At 73.7% G+C, this 26,582-nt stretch carries 22 protein-coding genes and 4 pseudogenes; 13 read left to right on the plus strand and 13 right to left on the minus strand.

Translation table 11 applies throughout. The features are described from left to right. Positions 1-21 precede the first annotated feature (21 nt). Together H4687_RS42070 and H4687_RS42075 are read right to left on the minus strand one after the other, a co-directional pair. Entirely contained in the window at positions 22-843 is an 822-nt protein-coding gene (locus H4687_RS42070) for an SDR family NAD(P)-dependent oxidoreductase (protein ID WP_233443537.1), read from the minus strand. Further along, positions 840-2,132, minus strand: a complete 1,293-nt coding sequence (locus tag H4687_RS42075) for an aromatic ring-hydroxylating oxygenase subunit alpha (protein ID WP_046916821.1) — start codon at positions 2,130-2,132, stop codon at positions 840-842. Before H4687_RS42075 ends, H4687_RS42070 begins: the two co-directional genes overlap by 4 nt. 155 nt (positions 2,133-2,287) lie before the next feature. On the opposite strand from H4687_RS42075, the gene H4687_RS42080 reads away from it, so the two are divergent. The 4 genes from H4687_RS42080 (at position 2,288) to H4687_RS42095 (ending at position 6,304) form a co-directional block, all read left to right on the plus strand. Next, positions 2,288-2,755 (plus strand): VOC family protein, encoded by a 468-nt coding sequence (locus H4687_RS42080; RefSeq protein ID WP_225966978.1) that lies wholly within the window; start codon positions 2,288-2,290, stop codon positions 2,753-2,755. 104 nt (positions 2,756-2,859) lie between these two features. Next, positions 2,860-3,864 carry a thiamine pyrophosphate-dependent dehydrogenase E1 component subunit alpha gene (locus H4687_RS42085; protein ID WP_050398905.1) on the plus strand — a complete coding sequence of 335 codons (1,005 nt, stop codon included), beginning with the start codon at positions 2,860-2,862 and terminating at the stop codon, positions 3,862-3,864. 5 nt (positions 3,865-3,869) lie between these two features. Beyond that, entirely contained in the window at positions 3,870-4,895 is a 1,026-nt protein-coding gene (locus H4687_RS42090; protein ID WP_046916842.1) for an alpha-ketoacid dehydrogenase subunit beta, read from the plus strand. Beyond that, on the plus strand, positions 4,892-6,304 hold the full coding sequence (locus tag H4687_RS42095; protein ID WP_233443538.1) for a dihydrolipoamide acetyltransferase family protein: 1,413 nt from the start codon (positions 4,892-4,894) through the stop codon (positions 6,302-6,304). The genes H4687_RS42090 and H4687_RS42095 overlap by 4 nt, the downstream gene beginning before the upstream one ends. 62 nt (positions 6,305-6,366) lie before the next feature. On the opposite strand, the gene H4687_RS42100 is transcribed toward H4687_RS42095, so the two are convergent. Then, positions 6,367-6,978, minus strand: coding sequence for a TetR/AcrR family transcriptional regulator (locus H4687_RS42100; RefSeq protein WP_046916822.1), 612 nt, complete (start codon positions 6,976-6,978; stop codon positions 6,367-6,369). 144 nt (positions 6,979-7,122) lie between these two features. Here H4687_RS42100 and H4687_RS42105 point away from each other — a divergent pair, with 144 nt between their 5' ends. After that, entirely contained in the window at positions 7,123-7,773 is a 651-nt protein-coding gene (locus H4687_RS42105) for a TetR/AcrR family transcriptional regulator (protein WP_046916823.1), read from the plus strand. Between the two features lie 46 nt (positions 7,774-7,819). Here H4687_RS42105 and H4687_RS42110 read toward each other — a convergent pair whose 3' ends face one another. The 6 genes from H4687_RS42110 to H4687_RS42135 form a co-directional block, all read right to left on the minus strand. Beyond that, entirely contained in the window at positions 7,820-8,974 is a 1,155-nt protein-coding gene (locus H4687_RS42110; RefSeq protein ID WP_046916824.1) for a thiolase family protein, read from the minus strand. Next, on the minus strand, positions 8,971-9,399 hold the full coding sequence (locus H4687_RS42115) for a Zn-ribbon domain-containing OB-fold protein (protein WP_046916825.1): 429 nt from the start codon (positions 9,397-9,399) through the stop codon (positions 8,971-8,973). Before H4687_RS42115 ends, H4687_RS42110 begins: the two co-directional genes overlap by 4 nt. Before the next feature lie 19 nt (positions 9,400-9,418). After that, the gene (locus H4687_RS42120) at positions 9,419-10,537 is read right to left on the minus strand and encodes an acyl-CoA dehydrogenase family protein (protein WP_050398906.1); all 1,119 of its coding nucleotides are present in this window, start codon (positions 10,535-10,537) and stop codon (positions 9,419-9,421) included. Next, positions 10,534-13,170 carry a putative PEP-binding protein gene (locus H4687_RS42125; protein ID WP_050398907.1) on the minus strand — a complete coding sequence of 879 codons (2,637 nt, stop codon included), beginning with the start codon at positions 13,168-13,170 and terminating at the stop codon, positions 10,534-10,536. The genes H4687_RS42120 and H4687_RS42125 overlap by 4 nt, the downstream gene beginning before the upstream one ends. Next, the gene (locus tag H4687_RS42130; protein ID WP_225966979.1) at positions 13,167-13,799 is read right to left on the minus strand and encodes a hypothetical protein; all 633 of its coding nucleotides are present in this window, start codon (positions 13,797-13,799) and stop codon (positions 13,167-13,169) included. Before H4687_RS42130 ends, H4687_RS42125 begins: the two co-directional genes overlap by 4 nt. A 94-nt stretch (positions 13,800-13,893) precedes the next feature. Further along, complete coding sequence (locus tag H4687_RS42135; RefSeq protein WP_046916827.1) at positions 13,894-14,742, minus strand: enoyl-CoA hydratase/isomerase family protein; 849 nt, start codon at positions 14,740-14,742, stop codon at positions 13,894-13,896. Between the two features lie 119 nt (positions 14,743-14,861). Between H4687_RS42135 and H4687_RS42140 the strand changes: the two genes are divergently transcribed. The 6 genes and pseudogenes from H4687_RS42140 (at position 14,862) to H4687_RS42160 (ending at position 18,577) form a co-directional block, all read left to right on the plus strand. Then, on the plus strand, positions 14,862-16,076 hold the full coding sequence (locus tag H4687_RS42140) for an acyl-CoA dehydrogenase family protein (RefSeq protein ID WP_046916828.1): 1,215 nt from the start codon (positions 14,862-14,864) through the stop codon (positions 16,074-16,076). 500 nt (positions 16,077-16,576) lie between these two features. After that, positions 16,577-17,076: pseudogene (locus H4687_RS42145) on the plus strand (SDR family oxidoreductase). A gap of 166 nt (positions 17,077-17,242) precedes the next feature. Further along, positions 17,243-17,458, plus strand: a pseudogene (locus H4687_RS42150) (DUF6480 family protein); the annotation flags it as partial. A gap of 177 nt (positions 17,459-17,635) precedes the next feature. Then, a pseudogene (locus tag H4687_RS42155) lies at positions 17,636-18,076 on the plus strand (Rieske (2Fe-2S) protein); the annotation flags it as partial. A gap of 34 nt (positions 18,077-18,110) precedes the next feature. Continuing rightward, positions 18,111-18,356: a DUF1360 domain-containing protein gene (locus H4687_RS47030; RefSeq protein ID WP_225968364.1), complete on the plus strand. Its 246-nt coding sequence runs from the start codon at positions 18,111-18,113 to the stop codon at positions 18,354-18,356. Beyond that, positions 18,296-18,577 carry a hypothetical protein gene (locus tag H4687_RS42160; RefSeq protein ID WP_143685356.1) on the plus strand — a complete coding sequence of 94 codons (282 nt, stop codon included), beginning with the start codon at positions 18,296-18,298 and terminating at the stop codon, positions 18,575-18,577. Before H4687_RS47030 ends, H4687_RS42160 begins: the two co-directional genes overlap by 61 nt. Positions 18,578-18,588: 11 nt before the next feature. On the opposite strand, the gene H4687_RS42165 is transcribed toward H4687_RS42160, so the two are convergent. The 3 genes from H4687_RS42165 to H4687_RS42175 form a co-directional block, all read right to left on the minus strand. Continuing rightward, complete coding sequence (locus H4687_RS42165; protein ID WP_046916829.1) at positions 18,589-20,982, minus strand: prolyl oligopeptidase family serine peptidase; 2,394 nt, start codon at positions 20,980-20,982, stop codon at positions 18,589-18,591. After that, positions 20,955-22,739 carry an N-acetylglutaminylglutamine amidotransferase gene (locus H4687_RS42170; RefSeq protein ID WP_046916830.1) on the minus strand — a complete coding sequence of 595 codons (1,785 nt, stop codon included), beginning with the start codon at positions 22,737-22,739 and terminating at the stop codon, positions 20,955-20,957. Before H4687_RS42170 ends, H4687_RS42165 begins: the two co-directional genes overlap by 28 nt. 249 nt (positions 22,740-22,988) lie before the next feature. Next, complete coding sequence (locus tag H4687_RS42175) at positions 22,989-24,185, minus strand: carboxylate-amine ligase (protein ID WP_046916831.1); 1,197 nt, start codon at positions 24,183-24,185, stop codon at positions 22,989-22,991. A 200-nt stretch (positions 24,186-24,385) separates the two neighbouring features. Here H4687_RS42175 and H4687_RS42180 point away from each other — a divergent pair. Together H4687_RS42180 and H4687_RS42185 are read left to right on the plus strand one after the other, a co-directional pair. Then, a pseudogene (locus H4687_RS42180) lies at positions 24,386-25,070 on the plus strand (AMP-binding enzyme); the annotation flags it as partial. A gap of 159 nt (positions 25,071-25,229) precedes the next feature. Then, positions 25,230-25,664, plus strand: a complete 435-nt coding sequence (locus H4687_RS42185; RefSeq protein WP_046916832.1) for a cupin domain-containing protein — start codon at positions 25,230-25,232, stop codon at positions 25,662-25,664. Positions 25,665-25,706: 42 nt separating this feature from the next. On the opposite strand, the gene H4687_RS42190 is transcribed toward H4687_RS42185, so the two are convergent. Beyond that, a complete protein-coding gene (locus H4687_RS42190; protein ID WP_046916833.1) occupies positions 25,707-26,501 on the minus strand; it encodes a methyltransferase domain-containing protein in 795 nt (264 codons plus the stop codon). Positions 26,502-26,582 lie beyond the last annotated feature (81 nt).

Below are 26,582 nucleotides of genomic sequence, written 5' to 3' on the forward strand. Positions count from 1 at the left end.
TCCCGCCGTCCGTCCCGGTGCCTACCACTGTGCCGTTCCGCCGTCTACGCTGATCAGCGTGCCCGTGATACCGGCGCCGGCGTCGCCGGCGAGGAGGCAGGCGACGGCCGCGATCTGTTCCACGGTGGTGATCTGCTTGGTCGCGGCGTGCTCCGCGAAGCGGTTCAGCCACTCCTCGTACGTGATGCCCTCGGCCTCGGCCGCGGCCGGTCCCGCGGCCCGCATCAGGTCGGTGTCGACGGCGCCGGGGCAGATGGCGTTGCAGGTGATGCCCTGGGTGCCGTACTCGAAGGCGGTCGCCTTGGTCAGGCCGTGGATCGCGTGCTTGTTGGTGATGTAGTGGCTGATCGCGGGCTTGTTGGCCTGCTTGCCCTCGACGGAGGAGATGTTGATGATCCGTCCCCAGCCGCCCGCCAGCATGGCCGGCAGGGCGCGCCGGGTGCCGTAGAAGTAGGCGTTGAGGTTCAGCTTGAGGGCGTCGTGCCAGGCCTCGTCGGTGAGCTGGTGGACCGGGGCGAAGCCCGAGGTGCCGCCGGCGTTGTTGACCCAGATGTCGAGCCGCCCGAAGCGCTCGACGGCGAAGTCGGCGAGGTTCTCGATGTCCTCCTGGCTGTTGGCGTCGCAGGGGTGGAAGACGGCCCGGTCCCCGGCGTCCAGTTCCTCCAGTGCCTGCTTGCCCTTGAGTTCGCTGCGGCCGCTGACGACGACCGTGGCGCCGTCGGCGAGGAATGCTTCGGCGATGGCGCGGCCGATGCTGCGCGTGCTGCCCGTGATCACCGCGACACGTCCGTCGAGGCTGCCCGTGGCCACCATGGTGTTCTCCCGCGAGTGTTGGTTCGTCACCTGGTGGCGCCTGCGGCTCTGTCCAGGGACTGGTGGATGGTGCGGTGGAAGTGCTGGAGTCCGGGCTCGTTGCGTCCGAAGACGAAGTCGGTCCCGTCGAGGGCGGCGAGGCCCTTCTGGACTCCGTAGGTGGTCGCGTAGTCCTCGTCGCGGACCACCTCGTGGAACCACTCGCCGAACCGGTCGGCGGCCTGGCGCTCCTCCTCGGTGACCGCCGGTTCCCGCAGCAGGATGATCTGCTGGGTCACCGACTCGGTGGCCGTCCGGGGGAGCACCAGGGAGACGGCGATCTTCTGCCGCCAGCCGCCGGCGATCGCCAGGCCGGGGAAGAGCCAGTAGATGGGGCCCACGCAGTCGCCCGGGTCACGCCGGTCCGGGGGCAGCTCGACCGCCTGCGCGATCGGGCGCAGGGCGGGGGCGATGCGCTGGTGGGGGCCCCAGGTGTCGTGGGCCATCATGTTGGAGAGGTTCGTCTCGAACACCGTCTTCGGGTGCAGCGAGGCGAAGTGGTAGGTCTCCAGGTAGCCGTCGAGGGTGACCTTCCAGTTGGGGCTGGTCAGTTCGCCGGTGGAGTAGTGGTGGCACTCCGCCAGCCGCAGCCCTTCCAGCAGGGGCTGGAGATCGCCCAGCCAGGCGTCCAGGTCGGGTTCGGCGGCCGGGTCCAGTGAGACGAAGACGATGCCGGCCCGCTCCCCGGCGGGGAGCGTGACGAGGCCGCGCCCCCCGCGCGGGACCTCGCCGAAGGTCTTCTCGGCGTACACACCGCGCAGTTCACCGCTGAGGTCGTAGGACCAGGAGTGGTACGGGCAGGTCAGCCGTCTGGAGACGCCGCAGCCGGGTTCGAGGAGCCTGGCGCCCCGGTGCCGGCAGGCGTTGATCATGGCGTGTACGGCGCCCTGGCGGTCCCGGGTGATCAGCACCGGGACGCCGAGGACGTCGATCGCCTTGTAGGTGTGGGGGCCGGGCAGCTCGCAGGACATCGCGAGCGGCAGCGGGACGGTGCGGTGGACGGCGTCCGTCTCCCGGCGCCAGCGGTCGGCGTCGAGGTAGTGGGCGACGGGTTCCGTCCACTGGCCGTCCGCCTGGTGCGTCGTGCCGTCCCGGTAGTGCGCCATCACGCGTTCGACGAGTTCCGCGGCCTCCCGCCGCATCGCCACGGACGCGGCGTCGGTGGACCGGTCCCGGCTGATCCACGAGGAGTATTCGGGAGTCGAGGGGGCCGAGGGGGCCGAGGGCGGCTCGCTCCCGGCGTCTGTCTCCCGCATCTCCGGCGAACTGGTCTGGACCACGATGTCCTCACAATCCTCCCAGCCGCGAGCCGGTGACCGGCTTCGGAATGCGACAGCTGGGCTGTGTCCGAAACGACAACAGGACTTAGTGTGGTCTGTCAATAGAAAGTGGCGAAGTGGCCACTCGGTGTCCCGTGGGGGTGGGTGCGGTGGTCATGACCCTGCCGTTCGAGGTGGGCGTGGTGGTGCGGGACTTGGAGGCGATGGAGCGCTTCTACGGCGGCGTGCTCGGGTGTCGCGCCGTGCGCCGCTCGCGCGTGCCGGAGTCCGTCGGCGGTCCGGCGGGCCTCGGCGGCGAGCTGCTCGTGGTCTGGCTCCAGGTGCCCTCCGGCGGGTGCGTGAAGTTGCTCCTTCCCTCGTTACCCCCGTCACTCCCGGTGCCGGTGGCGTCGCCGGCCCAGGCGCTCGCTCCGGCCGGACGGCCGGGGCTGTCGTACCTGACCTTCCACCTCGACGACATGGACCCGGTGATCGGGGCGCTGACGGCCGCGGGTGCCCGGCCGCTGTCCGACCCGGTGGTCGTCCTGGCGCGGGGGCGGCGGGTCAGCTTCTGGTCGGATCCGGAGGGCAATGCCGTGGAGCTGGTGGACGCGCGGGGGCAGGAGCCCGGGTCCGGGGCGTAGTAATTAGAGACGCTGTTCAGTAAGGTGCCCCCATGCTGGTTACTGTAGACCGGCACAAGTAAGTCCGATTGCTTGGCAACTTCCCTCGGGCGAAGGGGCGGACGATGGCTCAACGAGCGTCGACGGCGTCGAAGAAGTCCGCGCAGGTCACCGCGCGGGTCATCAAGGATCTCCACGAACGCATGGTGCGGATCCGGCTGTTCGAGACCGAGGCGGGCAAGCTCATGGAGGCCGGCAAACTGCCCGGCTTCCTGCATCTCTATGTCGGCCAGGAAGCCGTGGCCGCCGGAGTGATGGCCGCCCTGCGCGACGACGACCAGATCACCTCCACCCACCGCGGACACGGGCATGCCGTGGCCAAGGGTGTGGGCCTGCGCGAGATGTACGCCGAGCTGTACGGCCGGGTCACCGGCGCCTGCCTCGGCCGCGGCGGAAGCATGCACATCAACGACGTCACCCGCGGCATGCTCGGCGCCAACGGCATCGTCGGAGCGGGGGTCCCGATCGCGGTGGGCGCCGCCTTCGCCGCCCGGTACAAGGGTGAGGACAGCGTCGCCGTGACCTTCTTCGGCGACGGTGCCACGAACATCGGCGCCTTCCACGAGGGCGCCAACATGGCGGCCATCCTCGATCTGCCCGTCGTCTTCGTCTGCGAGAACAACGGCTACGCCGAGTTCACGCCCCAGTCCAGGCACATGCTGCTCACCGACGTGGCCGAGCGGGCAGCCGCCTACGGCATGCCCAGCGTCATCGTCGACGGCATGGACGCCGTCGCCGTCCACCGGGCCGCCGGCGAGGCCGTCGAGCGGGCCCGCTCCGGCGGCGGCCCCATGATGATCGAGGCCAAGACCTACCGCTTCTACGACCACCAGGGTGTCAAGGGACTGCGCCACCCCTACCGCTCGGACGAGGAGGTCGCCGAGTGGAGGGCCCGCGACCCCATCGACCTGCTCGAAGCCCGCGCCCTCGCCGACGGCACCGCCACCCGCGCGGAGCTGGACGACACCTGGCAGCGCACCCGCGACGAGATCGCCGAGGCCATCGCGTACGCCGAGGCGAGCCCCCTGCCCGACACCGCCGACCTGCTGGCCAACGTCTACTCGGGATGACCGCCATGACCACCCGCACCGAAGCACAGGCAGCCGCCCCCGGCGGCACGGCCCGCAAACTCACCTACGTCAAGGCCTTCAACGAAGGGCTCGCGCAGGCCATGCGCGAGGACGAGAACGTCTTCGTCGCCGGCGAGGACGTGGCCGGATACGGCGGCGTCTTCCGCATGTTCGACAATCTGCTCGACGAGTTCGGCCCCCGCCGCATGATCGACACCCCGATCTCCGAGGCCGCCCTGGTCGGCCTCGGGGTGGGAGCCGCCGCCCGTGGACTGCGGCCGGTCGTCGACCTGATGTTCATGGACTTCATCGGCGTCTGTCTGGACCAGATCGTCAACCAGGCCGCCAAGATGAAGTACATGTTCGGCGGCTCGGTGTCGGTGCCGCTGACCATCACCACCGCCTCCGGAGCGGGCCTCGGCGCCGCCGCACAGCACAGCCAGAGCCTGGAGGCCTGGCTCGCCCATGTGCCCGGCCTGAAGGTGGTGATGCCGTGCGACGCGTACACCGCCAAGGGGCTCACCGTCGCCGCGATCCGGGACGACAACCCGGTCGTCGTGATGCTCAACAAGGTCCTGCTCGGCAGCACCGGCGAGGTCCCCGAGGAGATCTACGGCATCCCGCTCGGCCGTGCGCACACCGCCCGGCCCGGTGCCGACGTGACCGTGATCGCCCTGGGCCGCATGGTGGGCGAGGCCCTCGCGGCGGCCGACGAACTCGCCGCCGAGGGCGTGGAGATCGAGGTGATCGACCCGCGCACCGTGCAGCCCCTGGACACCGAGACCATGTTCGCCTCCGTCCGCCGCACCAACCGGGCCCTCGTGGTGCACGAGGCCGTCACCTTCGGCGGGCTCGGCGCCGAGATCGCCGCCCAGATCCAGGACGCGGCCTTCGACCACCTCGACGCGCCGGTCCTGCGGATCGGCGCCCCCTTCTCCCCGGTGCCCTTCTCCCCGGTCCTGGAGAAGGCCTACGTTCCCGATCGCGTCCGGATCGCCCAGGGGTGCCGGCGCCTCCTCGAAAGGTCGTGACCGACGTGGCGGTCGAGGTTCTGCTGCCGAAGATCGGCCTGACCATGCAGGAAGGCACGATCGACGCATGGCTCGTGCCCACCGGCGCGGCCGTCGCGGAGGGCGACGCGCTGCTGCGGCTGGCCACGGACAAGGTCGACGTGGACGTCGAGGCCGAGGCCGGGGGCCGGCTCCACCCGGTGGTCCCGGCCGGCACCACCCTCCCCGCCGGGGCGCTCATCGGCTGGCTGCTGGCCGAGGGCGAACAGCCGCCGGACCCGACCGGTACGCCGATGCCGGCCGGGTCCGGTTCCACCGCCACCGCGCCGACGGCCGCCCTCGACGCGGCGGCGGCCGGGTCCGCGCTCGGCGACACCCCCGCCGCCCGCACCCCGGGCGGCCGGCTCCTCGCCTCGCCGAACGCCCGACGGGTGGCGTCCGGGGCCGGCGTCGACCTCACCGCCGTACGCGGTACGGGACCCGGCGGACGGATCGTCTCCGAGGACGTGGAGGAGTTCCTCACCGAAGCCGCCTCCGCCCCTGCCCCGGCGTCCGCCCCCGTCCTCCCCGTCTCGCCGCTGGTCCGCCGGCTGGCGAAGGAGCGCGGCATCGACCTCGCGGAGGTCACCGGCACCGGGCCCGGCGGCCGGATCCGCAGATCCGACCTCGACCCCGTCACGCCGGCGCCGACACCGGCGCCCGCACCGGTGTCCGTCCGCAGGAACACCGCAGCGCCCCGGCCGGGAGACGTCCTCCCCCTCACCGGGATGCGCGGCACCATCGCCCGCCGGATGCACGCCAGCCTCCAGGAGATGGCGCAGCTGACGCACGGCTACGAGGTGCGGATGGACGCCGTGGTGACCCTGCGGGACCGGCTCAAGGAGGAATGGGCCGACGGCGACCTGCCCGTGCCCAGCCTGAACGACTTCCTGCTGAAGGCCGCCGCACTGGCCCTGCGCGAGCACCCGCTGCTCAACGCCACCGTGCGCGAGGACGGCGTCCATCTGCTGGACGGCATCCACCTCGGCTTCGCCGTCGCCGTGCCGGGCGGCCTGCTGGTCCCGGTGATCGAGGACGCGGCGGCGCTGCCCCTGCCGGAGATCGCCCGCCGGTCGAAGGAGCTGGCGCTGGCCGCCCGCGACGGACGGATCTCCCCGGACCGGCTGGAGGGCGCCACCTTCACCGTCACCTCGCTGGGCGGCTACGGCGTGGACTTCTTCACCCCGGTGATCAACCCCGGCAATGTCGCCATCCTCGGGGTGGGCGCGCTCCGGGACGGCGTCGAGTGGCGGGACGACCGGCCGCTGCGGACCCGGGTGCTGACCCTGAGCCTCACGTTCGACCACCGCGCCGTCGACGGAGCACCCGCGGCCGAGTATCTGCGTACGGTCGGAGAGTTGCTGCGCAAGCCCCTGCGTCTGCTGGTGTGACCGTGACCGTGACCGGCGGCCGAACAGCCCGGCGGCGACCGGCAACTCGACCGCCGCCCAGGCTATTCGGCCGCAGCCGGGTCCGCGATCCGCTCCGCGAGGTCGCCGACCTCGCGGACGAACGAGCGGTGTCCGAGCGAGCGGTACACGTCGTCACCCCGGACCTGCGAGATCGCCGCGGTCTCCAGCAGCGCCAGCAGGCCCAGACCGATCACCGCCGCCTCCGGCTCGGAGGCCGACGTACGGGCCCTGTGGATGAGCCGAACCAGTTCGGCCAGCAGGTCCGCGCGGCTCTGCTGGCGCAGCGCCTCGGCCTCCTGGCTCATACCGGCCGACGACACGAAGAAGACGGTGGCGGCGGACCGCTGCTCGCCCAGCCACGCCAGCAGCGTGGTGACGGTCGGCCCGATGTCCGTGCCGGGCTCGTGGGCCTCGGTGAGGGCCCGCAACTGCTCGCGCAGCGCGGCGGCGAACACCCGCATCCCCTCCGCCAGGACCTGGTCCTTGGAGGAGAAGTGGTAGTACACCGCCGCCGAGGTCATCTCCGCACGGGCGGCGATGTCGGCCACCGTCACCTCGTCCGGCGACTGGGTCGCGAACAGCTCCGTGGCTGCCTCGATCACCCACTGCTTGCGCGACGGACGGTGAGCGGCGCGGGTCCCGGATGTCGTCATGATGTCAAGTATGCCGGGACCTCGATGCTCCGGAGGCCCATGTGCGGCAACAATTCCGCCGCCGGCCGGTCGGAGTTACTGGATAACATGGTCAGTACAGAGGATCCATGGACATGGGTCCACGGCAGTCGCCAGGGGAGCACGATGGCCACCACGAAGAACGGCAAGCAGCCCGCCCACCGCCCCTCGCGACGGCAGCACATCATCACCGCCGCCGTGCGGGTGTTCGGCCGCACCGGCTTCGCGGAGACCAGCATCCAGGACATCGCGGCCGAGGCCCAGGTGGTGCCCACGGCCGTGTACTACCACTTCGACGGCAAGGAGGAGCTGCTCGAACTCGCGATGCGCCGCGTCTTCGACCAGTTGAACGCGGTCGTGGAGGCCGCCCGGCCGGAGTCCGAGCCCGGCGACGCGGAGGGTCTGCTGCGCGTCATCGACGCCGTATGGGACTGGGTGGAGCGCAACCCTGACGAAGCCCGCCTCTACCAGATCCAGTTCGCCTCCGCGAGCGGCAGCGTCAAGGCCCTGCGCGAGGAGTTCGAGCAGCGTCACATCCAGCGCGGTTACGACTACCTGCCCGAGGGCACCACCCGCAGCCCCCGGGCAGCCAAGGCCCGGCACGCCACGCAGGCGCTCGCGGTCCGCACCCTGATCAGCACGACCATGCTCGTCACGGCACTGCGGGCGGAGGGGGGCCCGTTGTCGCAGATGCCCTCCCGGGCCGTGCTGGAGGCCGTCAGGGCGCTGGCGCTGCGGATCGTCGCCGAGGAGAAGCCGGCCCCGGCAGGCTCCTGAGGCGCCCCACCGGGGCGGGCGCCCCCCAGCGCCCAGCCTCCCGCCCTCACACCGTGAGGACCGAGCAGGCGCTGATGCCGGGCGCCCCGTACACATGCGTGAAGCCCACCCGGGGAGCACCCGGTACCTGGATGCCCGGTGCCCGGCCCTGCAACTGCCGTACGACCTCGTGGAACTGCCGCAGCCCGGAGGCGCCGACCGGCTCCCCGCCGGCCAGACAGCCGCCGTCGGTGTTGACCGGTATCCGGCCGGTGGGGTCGGTGTCCCCGCGGGCCAGCAGCTCCTCCTGTTCGCCGTGCCCGCACAGTCCGGTCTCCGCCAGGTGGATCAGCTCCGAGCCGCTGTCGGTGTCCTGCAACTGGGCGACCTTCACGTCCGAGGGCCGCACACCGGCGGCGCGGAATGCGGCCTCGGCGGCATCCACGCTGGGGCTGCGGTGCGGTCCCGGCGGCAGCCAGGGCGAGAACACCTCGAACGAGCCGAACCGCCGGGTGCGCAACGCCAGCGCAGCCAGCTTGACGGGGCGTTCGCACAGGTCGAAGGCGCGGTCGCCGAGTGCCAGCACGAGCGCCGCCGCGCCCTGTCCCGGTGAGCAGAACATGTACTGGGTGAGCGGGGGACTGACCTCGGCGGAGTCCAGGATCTCCCGCTCCGTGAGCGGCTTGCGCCGCCAGGCCAGGGGGTGGTGCGAGCCGTTGCGGAAGGCCCGCGCGGCGATCGTCGCCAGCGCCCGCTCCGGGATGCCGTGCTCGTGCAGGTAACGCCGCGTCTTCAGGGCGAAGAACTGGGTGGTCAGCATCATGCCGGTCTCGGCGTACCAGTCGCCCAGGCCGTAGCGGGCCGCGGAGACGTGGAAGGCGCCCCGTTCGTGCTTGTCGAACCCCACCGCGAGGCCGACGGACGCCTCGCCCGCACGCAGCGCGTTGGCCACCGCGAGCACGGTGGAGGCGCCGGTGGCGCAGCCGTTCTGGACGTTGACGAACGGCACGCCGGTCAGGCCCAGGCGGCCCACCAGGGTGTCGGGTTTGCCGGAGACGTCGGAGCCGCCGGCCGCGTGACCGATGTCCTCCCAGGCGACCCCGGCGTCGGCCAGCGCCTCGCGGACCGCCCGCTCGGCCATGTCCATCCCGGTGACGCTCTCGTCGCGGCCGAAGGGATGCATCCCGCATCCGACCACGTAGACGTCGTCGGTCGGGCTCATCGCTCCCCTTCCCTGTCCGGCCGGAAAGCGAAGGTCAGGACCTCGGTTCCGTCGTCGTCGTGGTAGGCGGGCACCGTGGTGAGCCGCACCGGCAGCCCGATCCGGATCTCCGCGCGCGGAACCGCCAGCCGTGCCTCGACCAGCACCTCACCGAGGTCGACATAGCCGACGTGGTACGGCCGGTGGGCGCCGGCCGGCGGCCGGTAGGGCGGCTTGGGCGGGAACGCCTGGAGCGTCCACGACCACACCCGTCCGCTCACCGGCAGCACATGACCGGCCATGGGCCCGTCCGAACACCTGGGGCACGAGTCCTGCCGGGGGAAGACGACGGTGTGGCACGCCGGGCAGCGGGCGCCCACGAGGCGCGGTGGGGCCCCGTCGGCCCCGTCGTCGAACAGCGAGTCGTCGATGAGTCGGGTAGACATACCGGTTCCGCCTTTCACGTCACCAGCTCAGCAGTCCGGCCAGCCGTTCCCGGTGATGCGCGGCGCCGCCCAGCAGGACGGCGTCGGACTGGGCCCGCCGGAAGTACAGATGGGCGTCGTGCTCCCAGGTGAAGCCCATCCCGCCGTGCAGGTGCACGCACTCGGCGGCGACGGACACGAAGGCCTCGCACGCCCACGCCTGGGCCACCGCCGCCGCCTCGGCCAGCGCCTCGGGCGAGTGGGCCACCCGGACGGCACGCGTCACCGCCGAGCGGGCGCCCTCGACCTGGAGCAGCATGTCGGCGCAGGTGTGCTTGACCGCCTGGAACCCGCCGATCGCCCTGCCGAACTGGGTGCGGTCCCGCACATGGGCGACGGTCATGTCCAACGCCGCCTGCGCACCGCCGAGTTGCTCGGACGCCAGGGCGACCAGGGCCACGTCCAGGGCCCGGGAGACGACCTGCGCCCCCTCGCCGCCGGCGGTCAGGGCCCGGACCCGGGCGCCCGTGAAGGTGGCCACGGCCTGGCCCCGGCTGAGGTCCAGGGTGGGCACCCGGCGGACCGCGACCCCCGGCCCGCCCGGGTCGACGAGGAAGAGGTCCACGCCGTCGGCCCCGGCGGCGGCGACCACCAGCGCCCGGGCGTCGGCGCCGTCGAGCACGAACGGCGCGGTGCCGTCGAGGACCGGGGCCCCGCCCTGCCAGGAGACGGCGACCGGCACCGCCCCGGGCCGCCACGTCCCGTCGGGCGCCGCCACCGCCAGGGCGTGCACCGCGCCCTCGGCCAGCTCGGCGAGCGCCCCGTCGGCCGTACCGCAGCCGGCGAGCACCTGCCCGGCCAGCACGGTGGAGGACAGCAGCGGCACCGGTGCCAGGGTTCGGCCCAGCTCCTCGCAGACCGCGGCGATCTCGGCGAGACCGCCGATGCCGCCGGCCGCCTCGGGCAGCCCGAGGGCGGCGAGGCCGACCTGCCGGCCGAGGGTGTCCCACAACGCGGCGTCGATGCCGGGAGAGTGCTCCGGCAGCCGCCGCACCGCCGCGGTCCCCCCGGCGTCCGCGCACACCGACCGTACGGTCTCGCGCAGGTCGTCCAGCTCGGCGTCCGACAGGGCCGTGCCGCCCGTCATGGTGCTCGTCATCGTGCGCTCCCGCTCCCGCTGTCGTTCTCGTCCTGCCGCTCGCGCAGGGCACTGTGCGCGGCCGCCATCCGGGCCACCGGCACGCGGTGCGCGGAACAGGAGACGTAGTCGAGGCCGAGGCCGTCGCAGAGCGCGATCGACTCCGGATCCCCGCCGTGCTCCCCGCACACGCCCAGCTTGATGTCGGGTCGCACGCTCCGGGCCCGCTCGACGGCCAGGGCGATCAGGGCGCCCACCCCGTGCGGGTCCAGCCGTGCGAAGGGGCTGGCGTGCAGAAGGCCGCGCTCCTGATACGTGGCGAGCACCTGGCGCTCGACGTCGTCGCGGGAGAAGCCGTAGGTCAGCTGGGTGAGGTCGTTGGTGCCGAAGGAGAAGAACTCGGCGTGCTCGGCGAGTTCGCCGGCCAGCAGCGCGGCCCGCGGGGTCTCGATCATCGTCCCGAGCCGGTACGGCACCTCCACTCCGGTGCGCGCGGCGACCGCCTCGGCGGCCTCGCGGACGTACACGGCCGCGGCGGCCAGCTCCTCCGGCAGGCTGACGAGAGGGATCATCACCTCCAGCTCGGGCCGGACCCCGGTGGCGGCGACGTCCGCCCAGGCGGCGAAGAGCGCCTCGGCCTGCGCCGGGTAGAGCCTCTCGTGCAGCAGTGCCAGCCGCACCCCGCGCAGCCCGAGCATCGGATTGGCCTCGCGCAGCGCGGCGGCCCGCTGTTCCTCGCCCGCGTCCGAGGCGTGGCCGGGGGCGGGCAGGAACTCGTGCAGCGGGGCGTCCAGCAGGCGTACGGTCACCGGGCGGTCGCCGACGGCGGCCAGCAGCGCCCGGAAGTCCTCGTGCTGTGCCTGTTCCAGCGCCACCAGTGCCTCGTCGCGGGCGGCCGGGTCGGCGGCCAGGATCACCCGGCGGATCAGCGGCAGCCGGTCCCCGAGGAACTGGTGCTCCGTACGGCACAGTCCGACACCCTCCGCGCCCAGGGCGACGGCGGTGCCGACCTCGGCGGCGGTGTCGGCGTTGGCCCGTACGCCCAGGCGGCGCATGCCGTCCGCCCAGGACAGCAGGGTGGACAGTTCGGGCGGGGGCCCGGCGACGCTGACGCTCAGCGTCCCCGCGTAGACGGCGCCGGTACGGCCGTCCAGCGACACGGGGTCGCCCTCGTGCAGAACCCGCTCGCCGATGCCCACCGTCCCGGCGGCCCGGTCCACGCGCAGCCCCTCGGCGCCGCACACCGCGGGCTTGCCGGCGCCCCGTGCCACCACGGCGGCGTGCGAGGCGATGCCGCCGGTGCCGGTGAGCACGGCGGCGGAGGCCAGCATGCCGGGAACGTCCGCCGGGGTCGTCTCGTGGGCCACCAGCACGACCGGGGTGCCGTCCGCGGCCCGTTCGAGGGCGCGTTCACTGGACAGCACGACCACGCCGGTCGCCGCGCCGGGCGAGGCGGGCAGCCCCTTCACCAGCAGGTCCTCGTCGCCGGTCAGCCGGAACTGGGGGTGCAGCAGCTCCTGCACCTGGGCGGGGCCGATCCGCAGGACGGCCTCCTCGGGGCCGAGCGCGCCGTCGCGGGCCAGGTCGGCCGCCAGGCACACCGAGGCCCGCAGCGGCGGTCGCTGCTGGGCGGAGGCGGCGAGCAGGGAGATCTCGTCGTCGCGCACCTCGAAGTCGACGGAGACGGGCGCGTGCAGATGACGTTCGAGGGTGAGCAGGGAGTGCTCCAGCAGGGCCCTGCCGCCCGCGAGGCGGTCGAGCGGTTCACCGGTGTGCGGGGGCGGGGCGCTGCGCCGCACCCCACGGAAGAACGAGCCGTGCGGGCAGAGGCGGCCGGTCTCGGGGTGACGGCTGACCGCCGTGCCGTGGCCCGAGCGGTCGGCCGGGCCGATGCGCAGTGCCTGCACGTGCAGGGCGATCCCCAGATCCGCGGGCAGTCGCTGGGCCTTGCGGGACCTCCTGGCCCGGGGCGAGTCCCACCGGGCGAGGAGGGCACGGGCGGCCAGGGCGAGCTGCTGGGCCGGGTCGTCGGGGAAGGGCTGGGTTCCGTGGAGTGTGACCAGGGCCAGCAGCGCGTCGACCCGCGCCCGCGGCTCGGGTGTGTCGAGGAGGGCGTCGTCGAGCACCGCGGCGGGTACGTCGAGGGCGTGCTCGGCGATCATGCGCACGGTCGCCGCCCACACCTCGAACAGGGCGTCCCCGCGTCCGATGACGGCGCCCAGGGCGTCGGCGCCCGTGGCGGTGACACCGAGACAGGCGAGGTCGGGCGGCAGTCCGGCGATCTCGGTCGGGGCGCTCGCCGACAGGCGCAGCAGCAGGGGGCGGGTGGTGTCGCCGATCCGTCGTCCCGCGAGCTGTTCGACCAGGCCGACGGCGGCTTCGGCGGTGCCGGCTTCGCACAGGGAGGCGGCGGCCCCGGCCGGCACGGTGAGTCCCGGGACGACCGGCAGCCCGAGGGCCACCAGCCGGTCCATCGCCGCGCCGTGGGCGCCCAGCTCCGCGGCGTCGAGCCCCCGGCTGCGACCCTGCCCGTAGGGCACCAGGACCCGGCCGGGGGCCTCGGGAGACGGGGTGGGCGGTGTCTCGGTGTCAGCCGGGACGAGTGGGGCCTCGGGCCGCGCGAACGGCCCCGGCCCGCGGTCGGTGACGCTCAACCCCGGCTCCTCGTGACCAGTTCCTCTTCCCGGGCCTCGTCCTCGGCCCGGCTGATGCCCAGCACGAGCAGCAGCTCCTGGTGCAGCCGCATCCATACGGTGTGGTACGAGTCGCACAACGGCGAGGCCAGCCACTTCACCGCGCCGTCGTCGAAGTGGTCGAGGGCCTCCTCCAGGTCGGTCAGATACCGCCCGCTGCCCGCGAGAACCCGCTCCAGCCTGCGCAGTACGGGCTGGATGGCCTCGTGCACGTCCTCCAGCGACTCGCGGACCCCGGCGTCGTAGACGCTGTCGGAGTGGTCGTTGACGCTGCCGTCGGGGCGGCACTGCCAGGCCGTGCACACCTCGCGGATCTTCCGGTTGACCGGCAGGAACGCCTCGTACGCCGTGGTGATCTGCTGCTCCTCGGCCGAGCCCGGCGGGATGCGCAGGATCTGTGCGGCGGTGGCCTTGGCACGCTCGGTCGGCAGCACGAGCGGGCCCTTCACCATCGCCAGCCCGGCGTCGACCAGGGGGCGGTGCTCCGACTCGGGCCTGCCACGCCACATGCCCCGCAGGACGAGGTCCACGACGGCTTCGGTGAGCGTCTCGTCGGAAGCGTCCGGAAGGTCCACGGCAGCAGATTGCATCGCCACACCTTTTCCCCGGTTCTGTGGTGACCGGTTCCTCGGTTCTGTGTTGCCCGGAGGTTACGCTCCGGCGGGCCTGTTAGTGAAGAGGGATTCAAGAAAGACTTTCCGCGTCCCGGGGGCGGGCCCGGCCGTCGCCGCCCCGCGCGCGGTCTCGTGCGCGGTCCCGCGCGGCGAGGAACGAGGCCATGCGTTCCTGTGCCTCCGGCAGGCCCGCCAGGGCCGCGATCTGCCGCGCCTCCTCGGCGAGGTGGGTGGCCAGGGAGTCCTCGTCCCGGCCGCGCAGCAGGGCCTTCGCGGCGCGCAGCGCGCCGGTGGCGCCGGCGGCCAGGCCGGCGGCGGTGCGGTGGGCGGCGGCGTCCAGCTCCCCGTCCTCGACGCACCGGGAGACCAAGCCCCATCGTTCGGCATCGTCCCCGGTCAGGACCCGGTTGGTGAGGATCAGGTCGGCCGCCGGCCGGGGGCCGACCAGCCGGGGCAGGAACCAGGAGGCCCCGCAGTCCGGCGTGAGCCCGACGTCCGTGTACGCCAGGCGGAACCGAGCCGATCGGGCCGCGAGGACGATGTCCCCCACCAGGGCGAGCCCGACGCCGCCACCCGCGGCGGCACCGCGCACGGCGGTCACCACCGGTACCGGCAGTGCGTGCAGGGCCTGTATCGCGGCGTGGGCGGCCGTCGCCACGGCGTGCACATAGGCGCTCGTCCCGTCGCCGAGGCCGGCGAAGGCGCGCAGGTCACCGCCGACGCAGAAGGTGCCGCCCGTCGCCCGCAGCAGGACCGCGCCGCCCGGGTCCGCCGCCACCCGGGCCGTGGTGTCCCGCAGCGCCTCGGCCGTCGCCAGGTCCAGGGCGTTGCCCCGCCCGGGATCGTCCAGCCGCACCTCGACCACCCCGTCGGGGTGGCGGACGACGCGGACCGGCTCGGGACTCGTGGAGTTGCTCATGGGACGTGTCTCCTGTCGTCTTCCCGTCGCCGGGTTCTCTCGGCAAGATACTGAAGACGCTATACAGTTTCTAGACGCGACGGGCCCCGGTGCCCGTACGCCCTTCGGCGGGAGGTCCCGTGCCCATCCAGTTCGACGTCGATCCGACGGTCGCCCAACTTGCCGCGTCCACGTCCGCGTTCGTCCGCGACGTGGTGATCCCGGCCGAGCGCGCGTGCGGCGGGTCCGTCCACGACGCCCCCGAGGACCTGCGGCAGACCCTCCAGAAGGGCGCCCGTGAGGCGGGCGTGTTCGCTCCGCACGTGCCGGTGCGGTGGGGCGGACACGGACTCGACCTGCGCGGGCAGGCGGCGGTGTTCGAAGCCGCGGGCTACTCGCTCCTCGGGCCCCTGGCGCTGAACTGCGCGGCCCCGGACGAGGGCAACACGCATCTGCTGGAGAAGGTGGCCACCGAGGAGCAGCAGGAGCGCTATCTGCGCCCGCTCGCCACCGGCGAGGTCCGCTCCTGCTTCGCCATGACCGAACCGGCCCCCGGAGCCGGGGCCGACCCCCGCTCCCTGCGGACCACCGCGACCCGCGTTCCCGGCGGGTGGCGCATCGACGGGCGCAAGTGGTTCATCAGCGGGGCCCAGGGCGCCGCCTTCGCCATCGTCATGGCCCGCACCTCCGGCAGCCCCGGCGACCCGGGCGGCGCCACCATGTTCCTGGTCGACGCGGGCACTCCCGGCATGACCATCGCCCGGGACATCGAGACCCTGGACGAAGGACTCTTCGCCGGGCACAGCGAGATCGTCTTCGACGGCTGCGTGGTGGGGGAGGACCAGGTGCTCGGCGCGGTCGGCGAGGGCTTCGCGGGTGCCCAGGTCCGGCTCGGCCCCGCCCGGATGACGCACTGCATGCGCTGGCTGGGCGCCGCGCGGCGCGCCCAGGACGTCGCACTGGAACGGGCGGGCAGCCGCACGGCGTTCGGCTCCGTCCTCGGCGACCTCGGCATGGTGCAGCAGATGCTGGCCGACTCCGAGATCGACATCGAGGCGAGCCGCGCCCTGATCCTGCGCACCGCCTGGGAACTGGACACCGGCTCGGCCGCCGCCGCCCAACTCACCTCGATCTCCAAGACCTTCGTGGCGGAGGCCGTGAACCGGGTGGTCGACCGGGCGGTGCAGATCTGCGGAGCCCTCGGCATCTCGGCCGCCGACGCCCCACTGGCCCGACTGCTCAGGGAGGTGCGGCCGTTCCGGATCTATGACGGCCCGTCGGAGACCCACCGCTTCGCCATCGCACGCCGCGCCGTGCGGCCCTACCGGCAGCCGCCTGCGGACGTCACCGGCTGATGGCGTCGACGAGGGGCCCGCTGACGTGCGTGTGGGGCGCCGGGCACCGACGTCGTGGGCCCGCTGAGGGGGCGGCCGCCTGACGTCGCCTCCGCACCGGGGGTCGGACGGCGCGGCACCGGTACCGGGGGTCGGACGGCGCGGCACCGGAATCAGGTGCCGGACGGCGAGCGCACGGGCGATGGTCTGCGGCTGCCATCCGCCGGACGGCTGCCATCCCCGGACCGCTGCCACCCGGACGGCTGCCGGCGCCGCGCGTCGTACCGCCTCGCGCCGGGTTCTGATCCACGTCGACGACCCGCCCGGGTACGGGTCTCGTCCCGGCACGCGCGGGCACCCGCAGGTGATCGACGGCGAGCAGCCCCGGCAGCGGCGGCGACCGGCCGGGGCCGTCGCGACCGGGCACCCGCCCCGTTCATCCGGTGGCCGTCCGCCGAAGCCGATCACTCACGGGAGCCGACACGAAGCCGAACGACGGCGTCCCGGGCCCCGCCACCCCCGTGGCCCTGGTCACCGGATCCGATGCGGGGATCGGCCGCGCGACCGCGGTGCGGCCGGCCGAGTCCGGGATGGACATCGGCGTCACCTGGCACACGGACGAGGAAGGAGCGCGGCGGACGGCGGACGAGGTACGCCGGACCGGGCGCCGCGCCGAGATCGAACACCTGGACCTCGCGGCCACGGGCGGGCTCGGGCTGCTCACGCAGGTGATGGCGCTGGAACCGGCCGAGCACGGGATCACCGTCAACTCCGTCGCTCCCGGAGAGATCGCCACACCGATGACGGGCCAGGAGGACACCGACGTGACCTCCGTACAGCGCCCCGGGCTGCCGCTCGGCCGCCCGGGCGACGCCCGCGAGGTCGCGGCCGTGATCGCCTTCCTCGCGGGGAGGACGCCTCGTACGTCACGGGGGCCTCCTGGGCGGTGGACGGCGGGATGCTGCGCATGGGTCCGCAGGCCGGCAGCCATCTCCCGGACGACGACTGGCGACGCCCTTGAGCGTGACGCCCCGGAAGCTGTTCTGACGGCGGCGCCACCGCGCGGCGGCCGGTGGTCGTGTGCGGTGGTCGTGTGCGGTTCCCGCGCCGCTGGGTACCCGGCCGGTCGAGAGCCGGTACGCACCCTCCACTCCACGGAAGAAGCGTGTGCCATGACCACTCCTGATCCCAACCCGCGACGCGTCCCGGGGGTCCAGCCGGGCGGCGGTGTGTCACCCGGTGAGACCCCTCCCGGCGAGGGGGGCACCTACGGCATCTCCCATCCGGAGCCGCCCGAGATGCGCAGCAAAGGATGGGGCCCCATGCCCATCGTCCTGATCATGGTCGTGGCGGCCCTGATGGCGATCGGGCTCATCGGGATGGCGGTGACCCTGATCGTCTGACACCCCCGCGTACGGGACGTACGCGGGGGTGTACGCGTCCGAGGCCGGACCGGCGACTGTGCCGGTCCGGCCTCGGGACCGCCCCCTATGCCGAGCCGCCCTCCCCTGCGGGCTTTCGCCCGTGGAGCGAGCGGCACAGGGTGTCGCGCGCGAGTCAGCGGTCCGTCCGGGCCGTTCGGCCGCGGCCGGTCTTGTCGGTCTCGCCGGTTCCTGGGCCTGACGGCGGTCGGCCTCGGCGGCATGCTGGGCGGCCACCTCGCCTGCCGGCAGGCTTCCGGCGCCAACCACGCGGAGGAGGTGCCGCAGGTCGTCTCGAAGGGCTGGCACCGGGTCGGGGGCGTGGACGAGTTCCCGGTGGACAGGGCGGTGCGGCGCACCGTGGACGACGTGCCCGCTCTCGTCGTACGGGAACCCGGCGGGACGCTCCACGCGCTGGCCGAGCGGTGCAGCCACCTCGCCGGGCCGCTGTCCGAGGGCACCGTCGCCGATGGCTGTGTCCGGTGCCCCTGGCACGGCAGCGTCTTCCGGCTCTCGGACGGCTGGAACGTACGCGGCCCCGCCACAGCGCCCCAGCCGCCCTTCGACACCCGGGTCGTCGGCGGCCACGTTCCGGCCCAGCCGCCTGCTGAGCAAGGCGGCCGTCACCAGCCCGCTGCGGGCGCCCTTCACGCGGTATGTCGGCCCTCAAGGACCGGCCGAGCTGCACGAGGAGGCACGGACCGGGGGCGCCAAGGACACCGTCGGTGAACTGGTGACCCGCCCCTGCTGCATGAGCGTCTGGGTGGACTCGACCCTGACGGCCGGCGGTCTGCTCTGGCCGCGCGCGACCGCACCGCGATGGGCGCACTCGCGTCCCTGGCGGGCGCGGACGCCCTGCAACTGGCGTACGGCGCGCTGATGGGCAGGGCGACGGGCGACGACGACTGGCGGACCCGATGGGCGACGGGCGGACGACGCCCGGCCGACCCGCGCCCGGACGACGCTCCGGCGTGGGACCCCTGTGCCGCGAGCGCGCGCACGGCCGCTGAATCCGCCCCGCACCACGGGGTCAGCCGCGACCCGCCCGGGAGTCTCGGTAGGCGGCGCGGCGGGCCCCGGCCAGAGCGCGCCCCGGTGTGACCCGGGCCGTGTCAGTCGGCGATGTGCCGCTGGATCCAGTCGGCGGCGGTCCGGCGGAAGAGTTTCCGGCTGTCCGCGCGCAGGAAGTCGTGGCCCTCGTCGCGCAGCATCAGCAGCTCGGCCTCCAGGCCGCGTTCGCGGGCCGCGCGCACGAACTGCTCGGATTCGCCGAGCGGCACGTTGGTGTCGTGTTCACCGTGGACGGTGAGCACGGGGACGCGCAGCGCGTCGACGCGGGTCATGGGGGACAGCGCGCGCAACAGCTCACGGTCGTGTTCCGGGTGGCCGTACTTGTGCGCGGCCGACTCCGCGATCCACGGTTCGGTCCCGGCGTAGAAGGTCGCGAAGTCGGACATGCCGCAGGCCGCGACGCCGGTGCGGAAGAGGTCCGGGTGCCACACGAGGCAGGCCATCACCAGGTAGCCGCCGTACGAGCGGCCCATGACGGCGAGCCGTCGCGGATCGGCGAGACCGGTCACGACGACGTGGGCCGCGCAGTCGGCGACATCCTCGATCGCGGCGAACCGTCCGGTGCCGAGGTCGGCGTCGACGAACGACCGGCCGTGCCCCGAGGAACCGCGCACATCCGGCGCGAAGACGTCGACGCCCCGGCCCAGCAGCTCGTGGTAGAGCGGGTTGAAGACCGGGCGTTCCTGCTCCTCCGGCCCGCCGTGCAGATGCAGGACGCAGGGCGCCGGTACGCCGGGCCCCCGGCCCGGTGCCCGGTAGTACCAGCCGTTCAGCGGCAGCCCGTCGCGCGCGGCCAGTCGCAGCGGCACGGGGCGCACGGGGGGACGGCCGGGAGGGACGGCGTCCTCGTCCCGGGACGACCACCGCGTGCGCCGCGCGACGCCGTCGGCGAACGACCACACACCCGGCCGGCGCTGCGAGCCGGACAGAGCCAGCACCAGTCCCGCCGCGCCGCCGACGCGCGGGATACGCGTCACCACCTCGTGCGGCAGCGCCACCGTCTGCCGGGGCCCCGTCCGGGCGTCCCCACCGGACGTCGCCGAGACGGCGGTGACCTCCACCTCGCTGGCGCCGCGCACGTTCCAGGCCAGCGCGGCGGTGCGCCCGTCGTGCCCGAAGGCCAGCAGCTCCAGTCCGCAGTCCGCGCGCTCCGCCGCGACGGACAGTCCGAGCCGTTCCCCGGCGGGATCGAGACGGACGGCGAACAGCGCCGCGAACTCGCGGGACGCGTCGCTGCGCAGCCACAGGGTGCCGCCGTCGGGGGAGAACCGGCCGATCCACGGATCACCGTCGGCGACGGGCAGGGCGAAGGTGGTCCGCAGATCGGTGGTGCGTACGACGAGGGCCTCACGGCGGCCGCGCGGGCCCCGGCGCACCAGGGCCAGGCGTCCGTCCCGGCTGATGTCGCACACGCGCAGGGTGGCGGCGCCGCGTTCGACCGCCAGCAGGGCCGGGGCCGCCACGCCCAGCGGGTCGACGAGGTAGGCGGCCAGACCTCCACCGGCCGTCCCCCGCGGGTCCCTCTCGCCGCCTTCCCCGTCGGCGGGTGCCGGGTCCGGCCGCTGTGACGCCCCGGCCCCGTACAGGTGGGCCGGAACGTGAGCCGCTCCGTCGACCTCCCCTCCCAGGCGTTCCGCGGCATGGGCGGCGGGGCCGGCGTCGCCATAGCGCGGGCCGCCCAGCAGGACCGCCCGGCCGTCCCGGGCGGCCCACCCCGGCGGGCGGCGGGCGGTGTACGTCCGGGGGTCGGCGAGGCCCGGCTCCGCGAAGGCCGGCCACTCCTCCGCCTCGGTCTCGCCCGGCACGGGAACCGGCTCGGCGACGGTGACGGCGACGGCCGAACCGTCGTGCTGCCAGCAGCCCAGGTACGCGGAGCTGCCGGGTTCGGCACCGGCGAGGATGTGGCGCCCGGTGCCGTCGGGGCGTACGCACAGCACCCGGGTGTGTTCGCCGCCGCCCGGCGCGGTGGTGTAGGCGATCCAGCGGCCGTCGGGCGACCAGGCCACCTCCTTGACCGGATGGGGATCGGAGTCCAGCAGATGGACCTCGTCCCCGTCGACCGGGCCGCTCCACAGCTGCGGCACACCGCCCCGGTCGCAGATGAAGGCGACGTGTCCGCCGCTGGGGTCCACCGACGGATACCAGCAGCCGTGGGACCTCAGTGGCTGCGGTGTGTCCAGCGGTCCGGCGGTGTCGGGCAGCGTGACCGGCGACGGCGCCGGAACGGTGGTGCCCGCCGGGGTGAAGGCCGTGCCCCCCGCCGCCGGGGGCACACCGGGCTCGTCGACGCGCCACGGCATCCCGTCGACGACGTCGTCACCGACGGGGGCGAGTGCGGGGGAACCCGTCGGCGGGGACGACAGGGCCTGCGTCGAGGGGCGCGGGGTACGGGTCCCCTGCGCGCCGGTCAACGGATTCCGTGCGTTTGCAGCCATATCTCCAGCAAAGCTACCTGCCACAGCTGGTTCGCCCCACGCCTGGTGCGGTGCTCGTCCGGCGCCGACAGCAGCCGCTGCACGTACGCGTCCTTGAAGACGCCCCGTGACCTGGCCTCGGGCGCCGTCAGAGCCTCACGCACCCGGCTCAGCACGGGCCCGGCCATGTGCTTGACGGCGGGTACGGGGAAGTAGCCCTTGGGCTGGTCGACGACCGATGAGGGCAGGACCCGGCGGCCGGCGGCCCGCAGGACGCCCTTGCCGCCGTCGGCGAGCTTCAGCTCGGGCGGGCAGGCGGCGGCCAGCTCGACCAGGTCGTGGTCGAGGAAGGGGACGCGGGCCTCCAGACCCCAGTCCATGGTCATGTTGTCGACGCGCTTGACCGGGTCGTCGACGAGCATCACCTCGGCGTCCAGCCGCAGCGCCGCGTCCAGCGCGGTCTCGGCACCCGGACGGGCCATGTGCTCCCGTACGAAGCGGCCGGACACGTCGTGGTCGGGCAGCAGGTGGGGCTGGAGGATCCCGGCGAGATCGGTGTGCGAGCGGTCGAAGTACGTCTCGGCGTACGCCTCGTGCGCCCGCTCCCGCTCGACGGCGGCCATGTCCGGGTACCAGTGGTAGCCGGCGAAGACCTCGTCGGCGCCCTGACCGCTCTGGACGACCTTGACCTCCTTCGCCACCTGCTCGGACAGCAGATGGAAGGCCACCACGTCGTGGCTGACCATCGGCTCGCTCATCGCCGCGATCGCCGCGTCCAGTGCCGTCGACACCCGGTCGGAGGGCACCATCAGCTGGTGGTGGTCCGTGCCGAAGTGCCGGGCGACCAGGTCGGAGTAGGCGAACTCGTCACCCGTCTCGCCGCCCTCGGACTCGAAGCCCACGCTGAACGTCGCGAGATCGCGCTGTCCCTCGTCGGCCAGCAGGGCCACGATGAGGCTGGAGTCGAGGCCGCCGGACAGCAGGACGCCCACGGGGACGTCGGCGACCATGCGCCGACGTACGGCGGTGCGCAGCGCGTCCAGCACCGCGTCCCGCCAGTCGTCGGCGGCCATCCCCGCGTGCTCGGGCCGCCGGGTGTACGGAGGCCGCCAGTAGCAGACGTCGCGGTGACTGCCGTCCGCCTCGACGACGCGCACGGTGGCGGCGGGCAGTCTGCGGACGCCGGTGAGGACCGTGCGGGGCGCGGCCACGGTGGCGTGCCAGCTCATGTACTGGTGCAACGCGACCGGGTCGAGCGAGGTGTCGACACCGCCGCCTGCCAGCAGGGCCGGCAGCGAGGAGGCGAAGCGCAGCCGCCCCGGGGCTTCGGCCAGGTACATCGGCTTGATGCCGAGTCGGTCACGGGCCAGCACCACGCGGCCGGTGGCCTGTTCGACGATGACGAAGGCGAACATGCCGTAGAAGCGCTCGACGCAGGCGGTTCCCCACTGCTGGTAGGCCTTGAGCACCACCTCGGTGTCGGAGCCGGAGAAGAAGCGGTGGCCGAGACCGCGCAGTTCGCTACGCAGTTCCCGGTAGTTGTAGATGCAGCCGTTGAAGACACCGGCGATGCGGCCCTCGGGGTCGGTCATCGGCTGGGCCCCGCACTCCGACAGGTCGATGATCTTCAACCGCCGGTGCCCCAGTGCGACGGGGCCCTGCGACCACAGGCCCCTGCCGTCCGGTCCCCGGGGGGCGAGCCGGTCGGTCATGCGCTCGACGGCGGCCAGATCGGGCCGTCCGCCGTCGAAGCGGATCTCTCCGCTCAGACCGCACATCAGACCGCACCCCCTCGCAGGGGCAGGCCGCCGGCCTCGCTCGGGGACGGAGCCGCGAGCGGGCACGAGCCGCTCGGATTAGCTTGGGCGTCGGTCTTGCTGCTGGGCATGCGAGCCACTCTCCTTGATCATGGGCGGCACCGCACCACGGGCGCGGAGGACGGCCTTTCCGTCCAGGTTCTCCGCGCCGTGGCGCGTCCTGGGGGGTGACGGGCCGGTGCCTGCCTTCCTGCATGACGGCTCGGGGTGTCAGCCGCCGAGGGTCCCCACCGAGAACGTCGCCGGGGGCCCGGGCGGGGCTGCCTCGGCCACCGTGACGGGCCGGCGCACGGCCCTGGCGGCGGGGCTCCGCCCGCGCTCGCCGCGGGTCTCGGCGACCAGTGTCCGGACGCAGGCCGACAGCCCCTGCTCCTCGGCCATCCGGCGCAGGCGGTGCGCGGCGCTGCCCCGGGCCAGCGCCTCCTCCATGAGGACGCGTACGGTGTCCCAGTCGCCGAGGGCCTCCAGGGGCGGGCGCAGGCGCCGTAGCATCCCGCGCAGGACGTCGGGCGCGGGCTCGGCGAGACGGGTGACGGGGTCGACCAGGTCGCCCTCCAGGCCCGACCGGGCCGCGCGCCAGACCGCGGACCGCAGCCATTCGTGCCCGCCCTCGCACACCCGCTCCGGTTCCCGCTCCAGCAGGTCCCGGGCGTCCTCGACCAGGGCCCGGAACAGTCCGGTGACGAGCACGACCGTCTCGGGGCGCGGGCAGGCGTCGCAGATGCGCAGTTCCAGGGTCCGCTGGTGCTCGCTCGGCCGGAGGTCGTAGTAGACCATTCCCGAATCCTTGATCACGCCGGAGCGGATCAGGTCCTGGACGGCGGCGTCGTACTCGGCGGCTCCGGCGAAGCAGCCGACCGGCCCGGCGGTGGGCCAGCGCTGCCACAGCATGGTGCGCCAGCTCGCGTACCCCGTGTCGGAGCCCAGCCAGAACGGCGAGCTGGCGGACAGCGCCAGCAGAGGGGGCAGCCAGGGCGAGACGGCGCACATGATCCGTACGGCCGTGTCGCGGTCGGGCACGTCGACATGGACCTGCGCGCTGCACACCAGATGTTCGTCGGCGACCCGCCGGTACTCGTCGGCCATGTACCGGTAGCGGAAATCCGGGGTCGTGTCACCGGACGTCACCCGCGCGAACGGAACGGTCCCGGCCGCGACGACGGCCAGTCCCGCACCCGAGGCCGCCGCGTCCAGCCGGCGCCGCGCTCCGGCCAGGTCGGTGTGCAGGGACTCCAGCGAGGCGTGGACCCGGCTGTTCCACTCCACAGCCGACCGCTGCAGTTCGGGCTTGAAGTCCGACTCCGATCTGTGCAGGCGACCGAGAATCGCGCCTGCCCCTGGTGTCAGCCGCCCGTTTTCCGCGTCCAGAACATGGAACTCTTCCTCTACGCCCACACGAACGGTCACGGCCTCTCCCTCGTCCGTCGCCCGAGGCCGTCTTTCGGGCCGGAGCCCCACCGACGACCGCTGCGCATCCCGGGTTCCCGGCAAATGCGTGGATAAGCCTCAACGATGCACATCTGTGCCCGGTCCCGCTCGTCCGGGGGGAGACGCCACGCCGCCCACCTCGGCCTTCGTCCGGGCCAAGTGCGGTTACCCGGTCCAGGCCGGGCCGGACGATCCAGCGGGTCGAGGAGGAATTGGGCTGGGGAGTTCACCCAGATCCACGGCCTGACGGAGACCTCCCCGCTGCTGACCTTCAACCGCGCGCGGCCCGAGGACGAGGCCCTGCGGGGCGAGGAGCGGGCGCGGAAGCTGTCGCGGGCCGGGCTGCCGGCGCTCGGTGTGAAGCTCCGGGTGGCGGACTCCGGTGAGGTGCCGGCGCGGTCGAACGTGGTGCTCGACGGTACTGGGAGAAACCGGAGGAGACGGCGGCCGTGCTGGAGGACGGCTGGTTCCGCACGGGCGACGGCGGGAGCGTCGACGCGCGGGACGGCCATCTGACGATCTCGGACCGGAAGAAGGACGTCATCATCACCGGCGGCGAGAACGTGTCGTCGATCGAGGTGGAGGACACGATCTTCGGCCACCCCGGGGTGGCCGAGGTCGCGGTCATCGGCGTGCCGGACACCAGGTGGGGCGAGACGGTCAAGGCGCTGATCGTCCTGGCCGAGGGAGCGGCGGTGACCGAGGCGGAGATCATCGCCTACTGCAAGGAGCGCATGGCCGGGTTCAAGGCGCCGACGAGCGTGGAGTTCCGGGACGCCATTCCGCGCACGGCCACCGGGAAGATCCAGACGTTTCAAGCTGCGGGAGCCCTACCGGTCCGGACACGACCGGGGCGTCGGCTGACGGGCCGGTACGCCGGGCGCCGGTCACACCGACGACGAGAACGCGTCGAGTTCCGTGCGGACGGGTGTGGATCTTCGGGATTTCGTCGTCAACAGCCCATGCGGCGGCCTATGTTCACGGCGGCAACCGCTGTCTTCCCCGCCCCGCAGGAGGCCCCGTATGCGCCGCACGCTCCGTACCGCCGTCGCCGGGGCGGTGACCGCCGCCGCCCTCGTGGCGGGCGGCACCGCCCACGCCACCCCCGCGGGCCCAGGGGTCTCGGGCCGGGTGATCAGCCGGACCACCGCGCACGGCACCGACTACATCCTGCGTGAAGTCACCATCCCGCCCGGCCAGGCCACCGGCTGGCACTACCACGACGGGCCGCTCTACGGCGTCGTCGAGCAGGGCACCCTCAGCCACTACGACTCCACCTGCGAGTCCGACGGCGTCTACGGCACCGGCGACACCATCCAGGAGCCGGCCGGTACCGGCTACGTCCACCTCGGCCGCAATCTCGGCGACACCCCGCTCGTGCTGGTCGTCCTCTACGTCCTCCCGCACGGCTCCCCGTTCTCCGAGGACGCCCCGAACCCGGGCTGTTCCTTCGAGTGAACGACGGCCCCGCGGCCGGGCCGCCGCGCGGGGACCCGGAGTTCAGGCGCGGCGGCCGACGGCGACGTAGGTGTTGCCGAAGAAGCGGAGGCCGGCCAGGGCCTGTTCGGCCCGCCCGAACGCCTCGTCCCAGCGGGCGATGTCGTCCGGGGTGGCCAGCCCCTCGGCGAGCAGGGTCTCCCGGGCGGCCCAGGCCGGGCCCCGCATACCGGGCGGGGGCGTCATGACGTCGATGTGGCCCTCGTAGGCGCTGACTTCGAGGCCGGCCGCGGTGAGCAGTTCGTCGAGCCGGGTGCCGACGGAGAGGTCGTCGCCCTGGCGTCGGTGCAACTCGCGGTAGCGCTCGCTCATCTCCTCGTACGCCGCAGGCGCGCCCCGCAGCCGGAAGGCGGTCGCGTCGATGTCGACGAGGTACACCGTGCCGCCCCCGGGCCTGGCCAGTTCGGCGAGATGGTCCACGATCGCCTGCTCCCGGCCGCCGTTGTGCGCGAGGACGTGCCGGAGCATCACCACGTCGAAGGTGCCCTCCGGCAGAGCGGTGGCGTCGGCGGAGCCGGTGGAGGTGTGCACGGGGACTCGGGAGCGTTCGGCGAGCGCGGCGGCGACGGCCAGCGCCTCCTCGTCGCGGTCCACGGCCCAGACGCCGCCCCCGGGGGCGGCGATGGCCGCCAGCCGCACCGAGAGCGCGCCCGGCCCGCACCCCACGTCCGCGATCCGCGCGCCGGACACCACCCCGGCGGCGGTCCACAGCTCGCGTTCACGCCGCTCGGCGAGGTCGGCCATGAGCCGGTAGCGCGCGATCTCCGAGTCGTCGAGGGTCAGTGCGTAGTCGGCCACGTGGGGTTCCTTCCCTGGTGCTTCGGCAGCTCATTGTGGTCGCACGGACGCCGCCGCGGGCCCCCGACGCACCCGGCGTCC

The sequence above is a fragment of the Streptomyces stelliscabiei genome (assembly GCF_014873495.1).
GTDB lineage: Bacteria > Actinomycetota > Actinomycetes > Streptomycetales > Streptomycetaceae > Streptomyces > Streptomyces bottropensis.